Source organism: Pseudomonas sp. FW305-7 (assembly GCF_058786735.1).
In genome coordinates this window covers 650,536-667,540 of the sequence record NZ_JBYSZA010000001.1, presented here as the reverse complement: position 1 = coordinate 667,540, position 17,005 = coordinate 650,536, and the positions used below count along the sequence as shown (strand labels likewise).

Annotated in this window: 18 protein-coding genes; 14 read left to right on the top strand and 4 right to left on the bottom strand. The window is 58.4% G+C overall.

What is annotated here, in order from left to right; all coding sequences use genetic code 11:
• The first annotated feature begins 15 nt into the window (after positions 1-15).
• The 3 genes from AC3WMT_RS03060 (at position 16) to AC3WMT_RS03050 (ending at position 1,723) form a co-directional block, all read left to right on the top strand.
• On the top strand, positions 16-375 hold the full coding sequence (locus tag AC3WMT_RS03060; RefSeq protein WP_103302434.1) for a DUF6124 family protein: 360 nt from the start codon (positions 16-18) through the stop codon (positions 373-375).
• A gap of 226 nt (positions 376-601) precedes the next feature.
• Positions 602-889 carry a hypothetical protein gene (locus AC3WMT_RS03055; protein ID WP_103302433.1) on the top strand — a complete coding sequence of 96 codons (288 nt, stop codon included), beginning with the start codon at positions 602-604 and terminating at the stop codon, positions 887-889.
• A 474-nt stretch (positions 890-1,363) separates the two neighbouring features.
• A complete protein-coding gene (locus AC3WMT_RS03050) occupies positions 1,364-1,723 on the top strand; it encodes a DUF6124 family protein (protein WP_103302432.1) in 360 nt (119 codons plus the stop codon).
• A 157-nt stretch (positions 1,724-1,880) separates the two neighbouring features.
• On the opposite strand, the gene AC3WMT_RS03045 is transcribed toward AC3WMT_RS03050, so the two are convergent.
• From AC3WMT_RS03045 to AC3WMT_RS03035, 3 genes are all read right to left on the bottom strand, one after another.
• Positions 1,881-2,270, bottom strand: a complete 390-nt coding sequence (locus AC3WMT_RS03045; protein WP_103302431.1) for a hypothetical protein — start codon at positions 2,268-2,270, stop codon at positions 1,881-1,883.
• Positions 2,271-2,427: 157 nt separating this feature from the next.
• On the bottom strand, positions 2,428-2,913 hold the full coding sequence (locus AC3WMT_RS03040; RefSeq protein ID WP_103302430.1) for a hypothetical protein: 486 nt from the start codon (positions 2,911-2,913) through the stop codon (positions 2,428-2,430).
• Positions 2,914-3,360: 447 nt separating this feature from the next.
• Positions 3,361-3,843 carry a GNAT family N-acetyltransferase gene (locus AC3WMT_RS03035; protein ID WP_103302475.1) on the bottom strand — a complete coding sequence of 161 codons (483 nt, stop codon included), beginning with the start codon at positions 3,841-3,843 and terminating at the stop codon, positions 3,361-3,363.
• A 541-nt stretch (positions 3,844-4,384) separates the two neighbouring features.
• Between AC3WMT_RS03035 and AC3WMT_RS03030 the strand changes: the two genes are divergently transcribed.
• From AC3WMT_RS03030 to AC3WMT_RS03020, 3 genes are all read left to right on the top strand, one after another.
• The gene (locus tag AC3WMT_RS03030; protein WP_103302429.1) at positions 4,385-4,744 is read left to right on the top strand and encodes a DUF6124 family protein; all 360 of its coding nucleotides are present in this window, start codon (positions 4,385-4,387) and stop codon (positions 4,742-4,744) included.
• 240 nt (positions 4,745-4,984) lie between these two features.
• Positions 4,985-5,488 (top strand): hypothetical protein, encoded by a 504-nt coding sequence (locus AC3WMT_RS03025; protein ID WP_103302428.1) that lies wholly within the window; start codon positions 4,985-4,987, stop codon positions 5,486-5,488.
• A gap of 102 nt (positions 5,489-5,590) precedes the next feature.
• Positions 5,591-6,115, top strand: coding sequence for a phospholipase D family nuclease (locus tag AC3WMT_RS03020; protein WP_103302427.1), 525 nt, complete (start codon positions 5,591-5,593; stop codon positions 6,113-6,115).
• A gap of 266 nt (positions 6,116-6,381) precedes the next feature.
• Here AC3WMT_RS03020 and gspI read toward each other — a convergent pair whose 3' ends face one another.
• Positions 6,382-6,756: a type II secretion system minor pseudopilin GspI gene (gene gspI / locus AC3WMT_RS03015; protein ID WP_158249162.1), complete on the bottom strand. Its 375-nt coding sequence runs from the start codon at positions 6,754-6,756 to the stop codon at positions 6,382-6,384.
• Positions 6,757-6,903: 147 nt separating this feature from the next.
• Here gspI and gspG point away from each other — a divergent pair, with 147 nt between their 5' ends.
• From gspG to AC3WMT_RS02975, 8 genes are all read left to right on the top strand, one after another.
• A complete protein-coding gene (gene gspG, locus AC3WMT_RS03010; protein ID WP_103302425.1) occupies positions 6,904-7,362 on the top strand; it encodes a type II secretion system major pseudopilin GspG in 459 nt (152 codons plus the stop codon).
• 8 nt (positions 7,363-7,370) lie between these two features.
• Positions 7,371-8,330, top strand: coding sequence for a type II secretion system minor pseudopilin GspK (gene gspK / locus AC3WMT_RS03005; protein WP_103302424.1), 960 nt, complete (start codon positions 7,371-7,373; stop codon positions 8,328-8,330).
• Positions 8,327-9,505, top strand: a complete 1,179-nt coding sequence (gspL, locus tag AC3WMT_RS03000) for a type II secretion system protein GspL (RefSeq protein ID WP_103302423.1) — start codon at positions 8,327-8,329, stop codon at positions 9,503-9,505. Before gspK ends, gspL begins: the two co-directional genes overlap by 4 nt.
• Positions 9,498-10,043 (top strand): type II secretion system protein M, encoded by a 546-nt coding sequence (locus AC3WMT_RS02995; RefSeq protein WP_103302422.1) that lies wholly within the window; start codon positions 9,498-9,500, stop codon positions 10,041-10,043. Before gspL ends, AC3WMT_RS02995 begins: the two co-directional genes overlap by 8 nt.
• Entirely contained in the window at positions 10,040-12,421 is a 2,382-nt protein-coding gene (gene gspD / locus AC3WMT_RS02990) for a type II secretion system secretin GspD (RefSeq protein WP_103302421.1), read from the top strand. Before AC3WMT_RS02995 ends, gspD begins: the two co-directional genes overlap by 4 nt.
• Before the next feature lie 229 nt (positions 12,422-12,650).
• Positions 12,651-14,057, top strand: a complete 1,407-nt coding sequence (gene gspE, locus AC3WMT_RS02985) for a type II secretion system ATPase GspE (protein WP_103302420.1) — start codon at positions 12,651-12,653, stop codon at positions 14,055-14,057.
• Entirely contained in the window at positions 14,057-15,268 is a 1,212-nt protein-coding gene (gene gspF, locus AC3WMT_RS02980) for a type II secretion system inner membrane protein GspF (RefSeq protein WP_103302419.1), read from the top strand. The genes gspE and gspF overlap by 1 nt, the downstream gene beginning before the upstream one ends.
• Before the next feature lie 496 nt (positions 15,269-15,764).
• Positions 15,765-16,865: a substrate-binding domain-containing protein gene (locus AC3WMT_RS02975; protein WP_103302418.1), complete on the top strand. Its 1,101-nt coding sequence runs from the start codon at positions 15,765-15,767 to the stop codon at positions 16,863-16,865.
• The last annotated feature ends 140 nt before the right edge of the window (positions 16,866-17,005 follow it).

Sequence of the window (17,005 nt, the reverse complement as noted above, 5' to 3'; positions counted from 1 at the left end):
TTTGGAGATTCACTCATGATCAAACCAACACCCAACCCGCCCGAAACCGACTCGGTTTCCCCCTACGAATCCCTCGACTCAAAAAAACTCCACGAAGCCGCCGACCGCGCCCTCGACCATTATCTCTGTCCGCCCGGGTCCACGCCGCCCCCACGTAGAATCCGCGGGATGTATGCCGTGACTGCGGACAACAAAAACGAAGAATTGCTGATTGATGCCAGCGAAACACTTGCTTCGGCCAAAACCATCGCGCAGGACTGCGCCAGTCTGTTGCCGGCGGCGCAGCGTCGGGCGTTGTTGGGGATTGCGCAGTTGATCATGCTTGGTGAGTTGGCGGTGAATCGGGCGCTGGATAATCTGCAATTGGCGGATTGATGCTGGCGTCGGGCACTTCTGGTGATTGATTAGGTGTCCGTTCTGGCGCCTTCGCGAGCAGGCTCACTCCTACAGGGTTTTATGTTGATCACAGATATTTTGTAGGATGCTGATACCTGTAAGAGTTGGGCTGGTGGTGAAAAATGGCGACTGATTCATTTTCTGAAAAGCAATCAGCCTTCTTTCCTGCCAAGACCCAACTACTCCTACCTCCGGCGCCGCAAGAATGAAAAAGCTTTTAATCGCAGTAATCCTCGCCGTGGTGACGATGCTCTACGTCGGTTACTACGAAGCCCTAGAGGATGGTGACATCGAGACGATTGTCTTCATCAAGAAACATCCCACGTTTCAGATGAAGTTCTACAACATCCACGCAAACGACGGTGAGATCAGGAAGGTAGAGCGCCTGACGGCAGAGGAGCGGGGGAGGATTATCGACTACTGCCGGTACCGCTTGGGAATTGATGCAGACCTGAAAACCCAGGATGACGTTGAGATGTGCCGGAAAAAATAGAGCTGTTCATTTGGCCGAGGTTGTTAGTTACGACTGACAATCTCGGCCATTTTCTTTTGTCTGTTGGGACAAGGGCACGAATCTGTTGAGGGATCCGAGACGGAATGAGGGGCCCCCATAAACACCAATGTTTAAAAGACATCTTCAAACACTCTCTCAGGCTACAAATCCTTGCGCCTTTGCCTACAGCTACGCCAGAATCCGCCGGCTTGTGCGCTTTGTACCTGGTCTTTATCGTCTACGTGTCGCTGGCAACCCAGCGACCGGGTTTAGCGACCTGACCAGGTATAAGTACAACGACGCTCCAGTTTGTCGCAGACGTTTGCGATGACGATATGGTGGCTGTGCGTGGGAGACCTTCGGGTCTGCCGGGTCTTATACCTCTCGGTTCGCTAACCCGCGTACAGCTGCCACCCTTACTTGTTTAGCGACAGGTGTTGGTGGTTCCACCAGGTATAAAAATGGAGCTTCACCATGATCAAACCAACACCCAACCCGCCTGAAACCGCCTCGGTTTCCCCCTACGAATCCATCGATTCCAAAAAACTCCACGAAGCCGCCGACCGCGCGCTCGACCATTACCTCTGTCCGCCCGGTTCCACGCCGCCGCCACGTAAAACCCGTGGGATGTATGCCGTGACTGCGGACAACAAAAACGAAGAACTGCTGGTCGATGCCAGTGCAACACTCGCTTCGGCCAAAACCATCGCCCAGAACGTCTCCAGCCTGTTGCCGGCATCGCAGCGTCATGCGCTGGCGGGGATTGCGCAGTTGATCATGCTCGGGGAGTTGGCGGTGAATCGGGCGTTGGATAATTTGCAATTGCCGGAGTGATGCGGGTGCCGGGATAACCTGGTGATTGATCGGGTGTTCATTCTGGCGCCTTCGCGAGCAGGCTCGCTCCCACAGGGTTTTATGCTGATTGCAGGTGTTGTGTACGATGTTGAAACCTGTGGGAGCAGTTGATTATTACCGCTTCGTCTTCGTGTGATTATTGAGGCGCTTCAGGACATTCGCGGGTCCATCGCGTCACGGTCATGTCATTGAATTTCTCACCGATGGTATCGACGCGTAGGCAAGTTCCTTTCTTCGCGTAGTACAAGATGCAACGCGAGCTATCAAACGAGCAGGTATCCAGTTCGAAGAACTCGTGTGCAGCCAGCTCCTTCTCTACGCCGCTGTATTCATAGCCGTCGTTGGTATGCATCCGCGTCGGGTTCCATCCTTGTTTGATTAGCTTGGGTCTGGCCGCAGCCAAACGCTCACCGACGACGATGTCTGCTGGCCCGTGCATGTCGTTTGGCGCCTGTGAGTCATCGGCAAACGCTGCGCTGATACCCGTGCAATAAATTGCGAAAAATACGAGGGTCGAGGCCTTCAATTACAGTTCCTATAGCCGACTCTAGCTCGACAAAAACTCCGGATCCTCGGTATGAGGTTGCGGAGGATGGTGATTCTTGGTGCCAGCCATTCGGGACGTGCTGCCTCCCTTGTTGCTGCTTTCGGCCTAGCGCCGAGCCTAGTAGAAGTGACCTAGGTTATTGCCTGCTTTTATTAGTCGTTCCTGTGATTTTTCTTCCGGTGCAATGAAAGGCTGCCACCAAAAAATCCTTGAGCGACCACGCCCAAAGACCCAGAAGCATGCAGATCACCAAAAAAGTGAAATATTGATGAAAGTCCGTACGGGGCACATTTTGGCTGCTTGTTCCAACCAGCCCGAGACTTATCACGCTGACGCAAAAAAAACTCAGGCATCGAATAGCGAGATAGCAAAGGTCTCTGAAGTTAACCGTGCGTACCCAGCTTTTTGCAGTTTCAGAAAATAAAGCCGACCACACCAGATGAAACAGGCTTGCGTACATAAAGCTCAGGCTCAGGCGTTCCGCTACATCAGCGCCGGAACCAAGGAAAATTTGTGAATAGAAATGGTCGAGGAAAACACCTACGGGACGCATGAGGTCGAGGAAAGGAAACAGGGCAACCCCACCTGCGAGGTAAATGGCTAAAAAAGCGATGATTTTCATCTCGCACTCCTTTGCTTTATTTACCAGATCGATTGATGTCAGATCGGTGTCTCGCGTTCTAAACATCAGCCTCGATATTGGCATTGCATGACTTTTTTCAGCTAGGTAAGTCAACAGCATAGTCATGCTGACCACGTTCGGTAATTCAGTCGTTGGCCATCAGGAGGGAAGAGGGCCAGACGGCAGAGAAGCACGGTTTTGCGGCGAGCGGGGTTTCGATGGGCTGCGAGGTTGAGCATTTCGCTAGGGATAAGTGGACGGATCTATTCAGAGAGGCGTTACGGAATTCGTTCCCGATAAGAAGGAAAAGGGTGCGGATTTATTTTTGAAAAATAGATCCGACCCTTTGAATGTTCAGCGGGCGAATGAGATTACCGACTTACTGCCGCACAGGTAGATGCCCATCCAACGGTGCAACCTCTGACAGGGCACCGTATCAACATCTGCCTAGTCGCCAAAATCAACGGCATTACCGCTAGCCCGGACGTAATAGTTATCGAATTCACCGCTTTCGACGAACACGAAGCCATGGCGAGTGTAAAAACGATTTGAAGCGCTTTCCTTGAGAGCACCTACTTTGATGGGACGCCCGATCTCATCAGCCTCTCTGAAAATCCGAGTAAGAACTTCAGAGCCGATTCCTGCTCCTTGCGCACTGGGTATCACATACAAGTGGTCAAGCAGAAGCTCGCTCTGATGGTCTTTGATTACGACAAAACCGACCAGATCACCTGAGACTTCTATGCGGCGTGTGCTGTTAGCGTCGAACCCAGCAATGAATCGTTCGCGCGCACGATCCGGCTTAAATCGTCCAAGCCGTTCAAGGCTCTCGCGCATGGCCTCAATCCTGATGGCTACCAGATCTTCCAGGTCGTTACTGGAAGCTGCGCATAAAACGACAGCGGAGTTTTGATCAGCGGAGGCTGGCATAACAAGCACCCTAAGCATGGCCGGTCAGTGATTATAGAGAACAGAATCCGCGTAACCACTGCGGCCTCGGTTCAATGGAGGCGATGGTTCCATAGTCAGCTTCAGGGGGATGTGTTCGCTGGACGCTTAAGTCTGTTGGGGCAAGGGGGTGGAGCTGTCGTGGGGTTCGAGACGCAATGAGGATTCCGATAAACACCAATGTTTAAAAAGACATCTCCAGTCACTCTCTCAGGCTACATATCCTTGCGCCTTTGCCTACAGCTACGCCAGAATCCGCCGGCTTGTGTGCCTTGGGGGCCGGTTCTATTGTGGTGCGGTCGCTGACGAATCAGCGATCGGGTTTCGCAGCCCGGATCAATCAAGGCGCACAGCGCTCCGAAACGTTGCCACCTTTGGCAACGGTGCATTATGGCGGCTGTGCGCGGGATACCTTCGGGTATGCCGGGTGCCTTGATTCCCGGTCTGCGAACCTGCGTACAGCTGCCACCTCTCTTCGTTTCGCAGCGAAATGTGGCGGCTCCAACAATCAAGGAGCTTCACCATGATCAAACCAACACCCAACCCGCCCGAAACCGACTCGGTTTCCCCGTACGAATCCCTCGATTCCAGAAAACTCCACGAAGCCGCCGACCGCGCGCTCGATCATTACCTCTGTCCACCCGGTTCCACGCCGCCGCCACGGAAAACCCGTGGGATGTATGCCGTGACTGCGGACAACAAAAACGAAGAACTGCTGATTGATGCCAGCGAAACACTCGCTTCGGCCAAAACCATTGCGCAGGATTGCGCCAGTCTGTTGCCGGCGGCGCAGCGTCGGGCGTTGTTGGGGATTGCGCAGTTGATCATGCTTGGTGAGCTGGCGGTGAATCGGGCGCTGGATAATCTGCAATTGGCTGATTGATGCGGGTGTCGGGTACATCTGGTGATTGATTGGGTGTCCGTTCTGGCGCCTTCGCGAGCAGGCTCACTCCTACAGGGTTTTGGGTTGGTCACGGATAGTGTGTCCGGGTGCTGAAACCTGTGGGAGTTGGCTTGAGCGCGATGGCGGCCCGACAGCCTGGATTTTTGTCTGTAAGCGGAGGGACGCTTGCCCATGCTAAATTTCGCGAAATCAAATAGTTGAAAATAGAGTTCGAACGCTATGTTGACCCTTTCCAAGGGCGAGAATCAGGGCTTGAAGGTCAAACCTCGCTGGCCATCCTCTGAAGTACTGATTGAACAAAATGTCTTCCTTAAATTGATTGAAGCCCAGTCGAAGCTTCCCCCGTCAATTCAACTCCTGCTCGTTCGGGGATATGAAAATAAAACCAGTCAACTTGGGTTATTCAGGGTCCTGTCGAGGTGGCTGGGCATCCGGTTGTTTTGCGCTTGCTACCCAGGCCGAAAAGACGAGGTGAGCGATATATTCGGCTCCAATGGGCATGACGTGGATGGCTCTCATGTGGATGTTTCAATCATTCTGAATGGCAGGAGACTGCGATTTTTGCCGTTGGGCGTATTTACATCGCCGAGCCTTCAACACAGCAGGGCGGCTGAACATCTCAGCGTTCTCAAAGAGGTCAAGGCTGCGCTGATGCAGTGCGGCTTCAAGATTCACCGCAACCCGACAGAGAGCATGCAGATACATTGCGACTTTGCAGGATAGTTGGCTGGTGCGGCTGATGATCTTTTTCGGGAGGAGGTGGCTCAGATGGATTTGCATCCTGCGAGTAAAGCGTCCCGGCTGTTTAACTGAAGGTCTTCAAGCATGACTAAATTGCAATGCGCCGCGCTGGCGATCTTGCTCAGTACCACGGCCATAGCCCAGGCCGAACCAAGCGTGCAGGTCGGTTTTTCCCCGGAAGGTTCGGCGCGAAAGCTGGTTTTGGAAACCATCGGGTCTGCGCAGCACAGTATTCAAATGCTCGCCTATGCGTTCAAGGCCCCCGATATCGTGCAGGCTTTGATTGATGCGGAGAAGCGTGGGGTGGAGGTGCGCATTGTGGTCGATAAAAAGCGAAATCTGGGCAAGTCCAGTAAGACGGCGATGGACCTTGTGGTTTTGAACGGTGTGGAACTGCGTACCAATGAACATTTCCATCTTCATCACGACAAAACCATCATCGTCGACGGTAATACGGTAGAAACAGGTTCGTTCAATTTCGCTCCGTCCGCCGAAACGGCTAACTCGGAAAACGTGGTGGTGATTCGAGATATGCCGGAGGTTTCGCGTCAATACATCGCGCATTGGCAATCACGCTGGGAGCTTGGTGTGCCTTATCCGCAACGCTGATCGGCATATGAATGTCTGGCTGGGATGGCAGGTTAGTCAGTCATCGGGCGTAAGCCGATATTCGACCGATTGCCGTGTTCGGTTATAGGGAGTGCTGGCGGTGAATCGGGTGTTAGATAATTTGTAATTGACGGGGTGATGCGCGTGTCGGGGTCACCTGGTGATTGATTGGGTGTCTGTTCTGGCGTCTTCGCGGGAAAGCCCGCTCCCACAGGGTTCTGTGGTGAGTGCAAAATCTGCAAACACCACAAAACCTGCGGCAGCTCCTACAGGGGGCGGTTTAGTAGGGTTTCGAGTTTTGCTAGCGGCGGCGCATCCTGATTGCGGTCGAATACCTGGATGCCAATCTTGAGTAAGCGGCCGTTTTCGGCTGCGCTGATCAGCTGTTCACAGCGCAGCATTAGTCGCCCCTGATCGCAATCCAGCGCTTTCATACCCATCGGCAACTTGCCTTCCAACCGCAACTCCGCCATCCGACTCTGCGCCGCAATCAGCGCCACCGACCGATCCCTTAAAACCCCGCTGCTCTGCGTCATCAACCCCGCCACCCGCACAGCCGCCGACATCGCCACAGCAATAATCGCCAGCGCCACCAGCACCTCAATCAATGTGAAACCCGCTTCTCGCGAACGCGCACGCATAAACCGCCCAAAACCCAAACCCAGCCCTCGACGCTAACCCCCGTCCTTGACGGCTTGACGACGAAAACACCCGAGGATTTTCAACATCACTGACATATCTTCTTGCAACACTGCGCGTCGAATCGAATCAAGCCAGGGAATGTCGAGATGGATATCGCACCTTTCAAATCGCTTCAGCAACCGATGCGCAAGCCGCGTGGGCAGCAGGGTTTTACCCTGATCGAGATCATGGTGGTCGTGGTGATTCTGGGGATTTTGGCGGCGATGGTGGTGCCCAAGGTGCTCGACCGGCCGGATCAGGCGCGGGCGACGGCGGCGAAGCAGGATATTGGTGGGTTAATGCAGGCGTTGAAGTTGTATCGCCTCGATCATGGCACTTACCCGAGCATGAATCAGGGGCTGAAGGTGCTGGTGGAGCGGCCGGCGGATGCGAAGAACAGCAATTGGCGTTCGTACCTGGAGCGCTTGCCGAACGATCCGTGGGGGCGTCCTTATCAATACCTCAACCCCGGCGCCAATGGCGAGATCGACATCTTTTCCCTCGGTGCCGACGGTCAGCCTGACGGCGACGGCGTGAATGCCGATATCGGTTCCTGGCAGTTGTAAGGCCGGCCATGAACAGCCGCTCGCCTGAGGGGGCGAAGCAACAGGGCATGGCGATTATCAGCGCGTTGTTGATTGCCGCCGTGGTGGCGGTGATTGCGGCGGGCATGTTGACGCGCCAGAGCGTGTCGACCCGTGCGCTGGAGGCGGATCAGCAGCGTGTGCAGGGGCGTTGGCTGGTGCAGGGCGGTTTGGAGATCAGCCGTCAATTGCTTTGGGATGCACGTCAGCGCGATCCGTTGACCCGGCTCGATCAGCCGTGGGCACAACGTCTCTCCGCGCAAGGTTTTGAGGGGCGACTGGAGGATGAGCAGGGCAAGTTCAACCTGCGCAATCTGGTGGCCAACGAGCGGGTTGATGAGGCGCAGGTGGCGGCGTTTCAGCGCTTGTGCGAGTTGATCGGGGTCAGTGCCGGGTTGAGTCAGCGCATCAGTCAGCGGGTGATTGCTTCCTACCCGCGACTGCTGAATGCGCAGATTGCCGAGGCGCCGAAAAGCGGTTTCGACAGTGGTCGCGCGACCTCGCCCAACGCTTCACACAAACCGCAGAAGCCGACGCTGCCGATGCTGCGCAGCATCGATGATTTGCGCAGTGTCGATGGCGTGAATGAGGCGCTGATCGGCAAACTGGCGCCGTACCTGACGGTGATCCCCGCGACGACTTGGCTCAACGGCAACACCGCCACCGCGCCAGTGTTGGCCGCGTATGTGCCGGGGCTGTCGCTGGAGCGTGCCAATGCGCTGATCGCCGAGCGCGATGCCGGGCGCTGGTTTATCAACCGTGGCGATTTCGTTAACCGTTTGCGCATGCCGCAACTGGAGCTGACCAGCGTCAAGGTTGGCATCACCAGTGACTGGTTTCGCCTGCGTGGCGAGGCGCGGCGCGATCAGCGGCGGGTCAGTCTTGAGGCGTTGCTGCATCGCAGCCAGGACCGCTTGCCGCAAGTGATCTGGTCGCGGGTGGGCGTATGAGCCAGTTGAAAGTGGCGTTGCCGCCCTTGGTGGAGCTGGATTTACAGAGTGAATTGCACTGCGCCTGGCTGGATCGTCAGGGTCAGGTCACGCGGGAAGAGCGCCTCAGCCTGAGCCAGTTGAGCCAGCAGGCGAAACTGCCGCCGCTGGTGTGTTTTCTGCACCCGGTCGACAGCCTGTTGGCGAGTCTCGATTTACCGCCGTTGCCTGCCAACAAGATTGTCGCGGCGGTGCAGTGTGCGGCGCAGGCCTTGATGCTGGGCGACAGCAGCGAGATGCACATCGCGCACAGCTCGCGGGACGAGGCCGGGCAGGTGCAGATCGCCTGGGCGCCTCGGCAGCACTTGTTGCGTTTTGGCCAGTTGCTCAAAAGCGCTGGGCTGAACCTGCGTGGCCTCTATCCGGCGCCGTACCGTTTGCCGGTGCTGCCCGGCACTGTCGCTTGCGTGCAGGACGGTCATCTGTTGCTGCGCGACAGCGTGCAAGTGGCGCGGGTGCAGCCGTTGTTCGATGACGGCCTCGACGGTGTCGTATGGGAACCGGGCGTCACTTTGCACTGGATCGGTGATCAACCACCGGCGGGCGCCGAATTGCCGATGGCCGATGCGCAACGCTGGACCGGGCCGCTACCCGGTTGGGGATTGCACGGCGCAGTCCAGCAGCAACAAACCGAGCATCGTGGCTGGGGCAGGGCGATCGCCCTGTCAGCGTTGGCCGTGGCGGTGTGGGTGATCGGTTTGAGCCTGTATGCCGCCCGTGAAGCCGGTCAGGGCCAGCAATTGAAAGCCCAGATGAACCTGCGGGTAAAGCAGGCCTTTCCCGAGTTGCCGGTGATCCTCAACCCGCTGCAACAGGCGCGTCAGCAATTGGCGGCGCGGCAGAAGAGCACGGCGGATGATCCGGCGCAGACTTTCAATCGTCTGGTGTTGCAGGCCGGCAGCGGCATGCCGTCGATGGCGGGCAGTGTCGAGCGGCTGGCGTTTGTCGACGGCGCCTTGCAGCTGAGTCTGCTGAGTGAAGCCCGTCGTGGCGGCAATGATCAGGACTGGCAAAGCACCTTGGCCCAGGCCGGTATCAGCGTGACGGCAGATGAGGAGGGTTGGACCTTGCGTCCGTCCACTGAAGCCACCCCAAGCGACAGCGATGACAGCGGCGGAGCAGAAGAAGATGAATAAGGCCTCGCTCGCGCTGTACCGCGCCAAGTGGCAACGCGTTAACGCTCAGGTGCAGGCGCGTTGGCAGCCGTTGGCGCTGCGCGAAAAACGCATGGTTGCCGGCATGGCCATAGCGCTGGTCGGCCTGCTGCTGTGGGTCGCGTTGATCCAGCCGCCGTTGAAGAAAATTGCTTATTGGCAAACCGAAACGCCAAAGCTGCGCGCTCAGACCGAGGCGCTGGAAGTGCTGCTGCGCGAAGTCAGCGTGCGCCCGGACGGGCAAACCGTGGCGCAGTCGCTGGAGCAGACCCTGCAGGCCAGTGGCCTGGCGGGACATTACCAATTACAGGAGGCGCAGGGTGCCTGGCTGCTGACCTTCGACGCGGCACCGGCCGACGCCGTGCTCGACTGGCTGTTGAGCAACCCGGCACAACTTTCTCTGCAAGTGGTCGAGGCCCGTTTGCAACGCGCAGACAACCCCTCGACCGAAGTCACCGCCGGCACTTTGTCAGGCACCGTTCGCATGGATCAGGCGCTGGGCGCTAAGGAAGCTTCATGAAGGGGTCAGGATCCAAACCGGCACGTCTGGCGTTGCCGATGTTGCTGATGGCGTTGAGCGCGTGCAGCAACACCACCACACCACAGAATCAGCCGCCGTTGCTGGTCGACAGTGAGCTGGGCCGGCCGCTGGCCAACACCCAACGCAGCGGCGACGCGGTGCTCGACCGCGAGCGCGCACAGGCGCAGGCGCGACCTGTGCCGAAGCAATTGCACAACATCAGCAAGCGTGCGCGCAGTGGTGCGGCGGCGTCGGGCGTTGCCTTGCCGAGCAATCCTTTGGGCGATCAACCGGTGACGCTGAATTTTGTCGACGCCGATATTCAAGCGGTTGTGCGGGCGCTGTCGCGTTCGACCGGGCAGCAGTTTCTGGTCGACCCTCGGGTCAAGGGCACGTTGACGCTGGTCTCGGAAGGTCAGGTGCCGGCGCGGCAGGCTTACGACATGCTGCTCGCGGCGTTGCGTATGCAGGGTTTCAGCGTCGTTGATGTCGGCGGCGTGGCGCAGGTGGTGCCCGAGGCGGATGCGAAGTTGTTGGGTGGGCCAATTTACAGCGCTGACAAACCGGCCGGTAACGGCATGCTCACCCGTACGTTTCGTTTGCAATACGAGAACGCGGTGAACCTTATTCCGGTGCTGCGCCCGATTGTTTCGCCGAACAATCCGATCAACGCCTATCCGGGCAATAACACCATCGTCATCACCGATTACGCGGAGAACCTGACCCGCGTGGCGCAGTTGATTGCGAGCATTGATTCGCCGAGTGCGATTGACACGGATGTGGTGCAGATCCAGAACGGTATCGCTGCCGACATTGCGCCGATGGTGGCGGATTTGCTCGATGCGCCAGGCAATGATCCGACGCAGAAAATCGCAGTGATCGGTGATCCGCGCTCCAACACCATCATCATTCGCGCCGGCAGCCCCGAGCGCACGGAGCTGGCGCGTAATCTGATCTACAAACTCGACAACGCGCAGAGCAATCCGAGCAATTTGCATGTGGTTTATTTGCGCAACGCGCAAGCGGCGAAACTGGCGCAGGCATTGCGCGGTTTGCTCACGGGCGAGAGCGACAGCGGCACCAGCGACAGTGCGCGTTCGGTGCTCAGTGCGATGGGTGCGAGCACTGGCGGCAACGCTGGGCAGAACGGCCAGAGTGGTGCGCAAAGCAGCGGCACGACATCGACCAGCAATAGCAGCGGAAGTACCGGTGGCAGTTACGCCCAAGGCAGTGGCGGCACCAGCAGCGGCGCTAATCAGGCCAGCGAGCAGAACGTCGCCTTCAGTGCCGGTGGCGTGACCATTCAGGCCGACGCCACCACCAACACTTTGCTGATTTCTGCGCCGGAACCGCTGTATCGCAACCTGCGCGAAGTCATCGATCTGCTTGACCAACGGCGTGCGCAAGTGGTGATCGAAAGCCTGATCGTCGAAGTCGGCGAGGACGATGCCAGTGAGTTCGGCGTGCAATGGCAGACCGGCAACCTCGGCGGTAATGGCGTGATCGGTGGCGCGAATCTGGGTGGTTCGGGGATCAACCTCAACGGCAAAACCAGCCTCGACGTGCTGCCGCAAGGCTTGAACCTCGGTTACGTCAACGGCACGGTGGACATCCCTGGCATCGGCAAGATTCTTGACCTGAAAGTGCTGGCCCGGGCTTTGAAGAGCAAGGGCGGCACCAACGTGCTGTCGACGCCGAACCTGCTGACGCTGGACAACGAAGCGGCGAGTATTTTTGTTGGCCAGACCATTCCGTTTGTCAGTGGCAGTTACGTTACGGGCGGCGGGGGCACCAGCAATAACCCGTTCCAGACGGTGACCCGTGAAGAGGTTGGCTTGAAGCTCAATGTGCGCCCGCAGATCTCCGAGGGCGGCACGGTGAAGCTCGATATCTACCAGGAAGTCAGCAGCATTGATGAGCGTGCCTCCAGCAGCGCAAAAGCTGCGGGCATCGTCACCAACAAACGCGCAATCGATACCAGCATCCTGCTCGATGACGGCCAGATCATGGTGCTCGGCGGCTTGCTCCAGGACGGTTACAGCCAGAGCAATGACGCGGTGCCATGGTTATCGACGATCCCCGGCCTTGGCGCATTGTTTCGCAATGAACGCCGGGCGATCACCAAGACCAACCTGATGGTGTTCCTGCGCCCGTACATCATTCGTGATAGCGAAGCGGGGCGCAGCATTACGCTGAACCGCTATGACTTTATGCGCCGGGCGCAGGGTGGATTGCAGCCGGAACGCAGCTGGGCGATGCCGGACATGCAGGCACCGCAGTTGCCGGCGGCGGCGCAGGGTGTGCCGGCGGTGGGGCCGAGTTCGGGGCCGCGAGCAACCATCAAAGCCGTGCCTATTGAAGGGAGCACACGCTTTTGAAACCCGCCCTCAATGTGAGTGATGCCTTTGTGGTGAGGGGATTTATCCCCGATGGGTTGCGCAGCAGCCCCAAAACCAGTCACCCGGATTTTACTGATGGACCGCATGTGCAGGATTTACGACTGCTGCGCAGCCGATCGGGGATAAATCCCCTCGCCACAGGGGATCCCAGTGCTCCAAGGGATTGCATTGCCACCGGGGAGATCATTCGGGTTGCGGAGGGGCGGCGATGAGTGTGTTGCCTTACGCCTGGGCCAAGGCGCAGCGGGTTTTGTTGTGTGATGGGGTGTTGACGGTGTGCCCGTCGACGCCGGGTTGGTCGATCAGCGAGGCGCGGCGGCAGTTTGGTGCGACCACGATTCAGCGTGTGCGCGATGACGAACTGGATGGCTTGCTTGCCAGTGCCTATGCCGACACGGGTAGTGCGGCAGCGGTGGTCGGCGCAGCAGAAAACGAAGTCGACCTCGACCGCTTGATGCAAGACATGCCGGAAATCACCGACCTGCTCGACACCCAGGACGGCGCACCGGTGATTCGCATGATCAACGCCTTGCTCACCCAAGCCGCGCGCGATGAGGCCAGTGACATTCACATTGAGCCCTTCGAAACCCATTCGGTGGTGCGCTACCGGGTCGACGGCACGCTGCGTGACGTGGTCTCGCCGCGCAAGGCGTTGCACGGTGCGCTGGTGTCGCGGATCAAGATCATGGCGCAACTCGATATCGCCGAAAAACGCCTGCCGCAGGACGGTCGCATCGCTTTGCGCGTGGCCGGGCGGCCGATTGATATTCGTGTTTCAACGGTGCCGACCGGGCATGGCGAAAGGGTGGTGATGCGTTTGCTCGACAAACAGGCCGGGCGTCTGCATCTGGAAACCCTCGGCATGGACGCGCAGGTGTTGGCCAAACTCGATCACCTGATCCGCCAGCCCCACGGCATCGTGCTGGTTACCGGCCCGACGGGCAGCGGAAAAACCACCAGCCTGTACGCCGCCCTGGCGCGACTCGATGCGAGCACCAGCAACATCCTCACCGTCGAAGACCCGGTGGAATACGACCTGCCGGGCATCAGCCAGATTCAGGTCAACGCCAAGATCGACATGACCTTCGCGCTGGCGCTGCGAGCGATCCTGCGCCAGGACCCGGACATCATCATGATCGGCGAGATCCGCGATCTGGAAACCGCACAAATCGCCGTGCAGGCGTCGCTGACCGGGCATTTGGTGCTGGCAACGCTGCACACCAACGACGCGGTGTCGGCGGTCAACCGCTTGATCGACATGGGCGTCGAACCGTTTCTCCTGGCCTCGTCGATGCTTGGCGTACTCGCGCAACGCTTGGTGCGACGCTTGTGCAATCAGTGCAAACAGGAAGACCCGGCGACACCGGGGACGTGGCGCCCGGTCGGCTGCGCGGCTTGCAATCAAACCGGCTACAGCGGCCGCACCGGCATTCACGAATTGTTCTGCATCGACGACGACATCCGCACCCTGATTCACCAAGGTGCAGGGGAGCAGGCTCTGCGTGCATCGGCGGCCAAGGCGGGGATGTTCAGCCTGCGCGAGGACGGTGAGCGCTGGATCCGCAGCGGCGCCACCGCCCCTGAAGAAATCCTTCGTGTGACACGGGACGCCTGATGAATCGCTATCGTTTTGAAGCCGCCGATGCGACCGGCAAGATCGAATCCGGGCACCTTGAGGCGGACAGTCAGGGCGCCGCTTTCAGTGTGTTACGCGGGCGCGGGTTGACCGCGTTGTCGGTACACAAGGAAAGCAATGTCGCCAGCCATGGCGGTGGCGGATTGTTCAGCGCCAAGCTCTCGGACAACGATCTGGCCTGGGCCACGCGGCAATTGGCGAGTCTGTTGGGCGCCAGTCTGCCGCTGGAAGCGGCGCTGAGTGCCACGGTCGAGCAGGCCGAGAAAAAACACATCGCCCACACCCTCAGCGCCGTGCGCGCCGATGTGCGCAGCGGCATGCGTCTGGCGGAATCGCTGGCGGCGCGGCCACGGGATTTTCCGGAGATTTATCGCGCGCTGATTGCAGCGGGGGAAGAGTCCGGGGATCTGGCGCAAGTCATGGAGCGCCTGGCGGATTACATCGAGGAGCGCAACAACCTGCGCGGCAAGATTCTCACCGCGTTTATCTATCCGGGCGTGGTCGGGCTGGTGTCGATCGGCATTGTGATCTTTCTGCTCAGTTACGTCGTGCCGCAGGTGGTCAGCGCGTTTTCTCAAGCGCGGCAGGATTTGCCGGGGCTGACCCTGGCGATGCTCAATGCGAGTGATTTCATCCGCAGTTGGGGCTGGCTGTGTGCAGGGATCATGGGCGCAAGCTTCTGGAGTTGGCGCTTGTATCTGCGCAATCCGGCGGCGCGTTTGAGTTGGCATCATCGGGTGTTGAAGTTGCCGCTTTTCGGGCGTTTTATCCTGGGTCTGAACACCGCACGTTTCGCTTCGACCCTGGCGATTCTCGGCGGCGCCGGGGTGCCGTTGTTGCGCGCATTGGAAGCAGCGCGGCAGACACTGTCCAATGACCGCTTGAGCCTAAGTGTCACTGAGGCGACGGCCAAGGTGCGCGAAGGCGTCAACCTCGCCGCAGCATTGCGAGTGGAAAACGTCTTCCCGCCGGTGCTGATTCACCTGATCGCCAGTGGTGAGAAAACCGGTTCGCTGCCGCCTATGCTGGAGCGGGCGGCGCAGACGTTGTCCCGCGATATCGAGCGGCGGGCGATGGGTATGACGGCGTTGCTCGAACCGCTGATGATTGTGGTGATGGGCGGGGTGGTGCTGGTGATTGTGATGGCGGTGTTGTTGCCGATCATCGAGATCAACCAACTGGTCCAGTAGTGGTGTGTCTGAAATATTGATGGTGACTGGGCCGGCCTCATCGCTGGCAAGCCAGCTCCCACAGGGAACAGTGTTGTTAATGCGATTTGCGGCACAACATAAAAAACTGTGGGAGCTGGCTTGCCAGCGATGGGGCCAGTCAGGGCAATAAATAATCCAGATTTTTTCCCAGGACTCCAGCGTCACCCGATCCTTGATTCCCCCATCCTCGGGTTCTCCTTTCTGTCATCTGCAACCACCCGCCAACGGCTCCAGCCCGATTCAGCCCAACCCGCGATCCAGACGCTGCGCAGCATCCGACAAACACCCGAGAAAATCCCTTCAGAAACACCCCGCAGCTCCCGAGGTTTTTTCCTTTATCTGTCACCGGAAACTGCGAATTTCTCAGTGCGACTCAACCAAGGCCAGCGCTAGCGAGGGCCCGGTGAGTCCTCCCAGTGTCATGCAAGCCATCCGAAACCCTGTGTTCACAACCCAGTTGAAAAGGAGATTCTTCATGTTCAAGCGCACTCTGATCGCAGCCTCACTGACTGTCGCCGCATTGGCCTCTGCCCAGGCCATGGCCGTAACCGGTGGTGGCGCTTCACTGCCTGCCGCTCTGTACAAAGGCTCTGCCAACAGCATCCTGCCTGCCAACTTCAGCTACGCCGTGACCGGTAGCGGCGTTGGCAAAAGTGCTTTCCTGACCAACAACTCTGCACAGTTCAGCACCACCGGCACTGTGCACTTCGCCGGTAGCGATTCGATTCTCAGCGCTTCGGAACTCAGCACCTACACCACCAACTTCGGTACTTCATACGGCCCGCTGATCCAGTTGCCATCGGTGGCCACTTCGGTTGCCATTCCGTACAAAAAAGCCGGCCAGACCGCGCTTAACCTGACCAGCACTCAGCTGTGCAACGCGCTTTCGGGCAGCGTGACCGATTGGGGTACCCTGTTGGGCACTTCCGACACCACCCCGATCCGTGTGGTTTACCGCAACGTTTCCAGTGGCACCACTGAAATCCTCAGCCGCCACTTGAATGCTGTTTGCCCAGGCAAATTCGCCGTCAACTCCACCTTCAGCAACGCTCGTCTGCCAGCCGGTTCTGCTCTGCCTTCGACTTGGGTCGGCGTAGCCAACACCGCTGACGTGGCGACTGCCGTGAACGCCGTAGACGGTTCCATCGGTTACGTCGGTCCGGACGGCGTGAACGCAACCAGCAACGCCGTGGTTGCCCGCGTCAATGGCGTACAGCCAACCAACGCCAACGTGACCCTGGCACTCAGCACTGCTGCCTTGCCAACCGCGCCGGCCAACCCGGCACAGTGGGCGCCAGTCGTGCCTAACCCGGCCACCGGTTATCCGATCGTGGCTTACACCAACTTCATCTTCGGCCAGTGCTACAAGGACGCAGCCGTGGCCGCTGATGTCAAAGCCTTCCTGACCACTCACTACAGCAACCCGGGCAACAACGTTGCCACCGTTGCCCACAGCTTCACGCCGGTTCCAAACAACTGGAAAACCGCTGTGACCGCCAACTTCATCACCAACAGCTCGGGCAACAACCTGGACATCAACAACGCCAACGCCTGCAACGGTGTCGGTCGTCCTTAAGCAAGCCTCGTTTCACGCGCAATGAAATGGCAGCTGCCTTCGGGCTGCTGCCATTTTTTTTGCCGATTTACACCTCGAACATGAAATTTGTGTGACATCCGTTCGGTCGTGATGCTCGCCAACTGCCTATGTCGTAACAG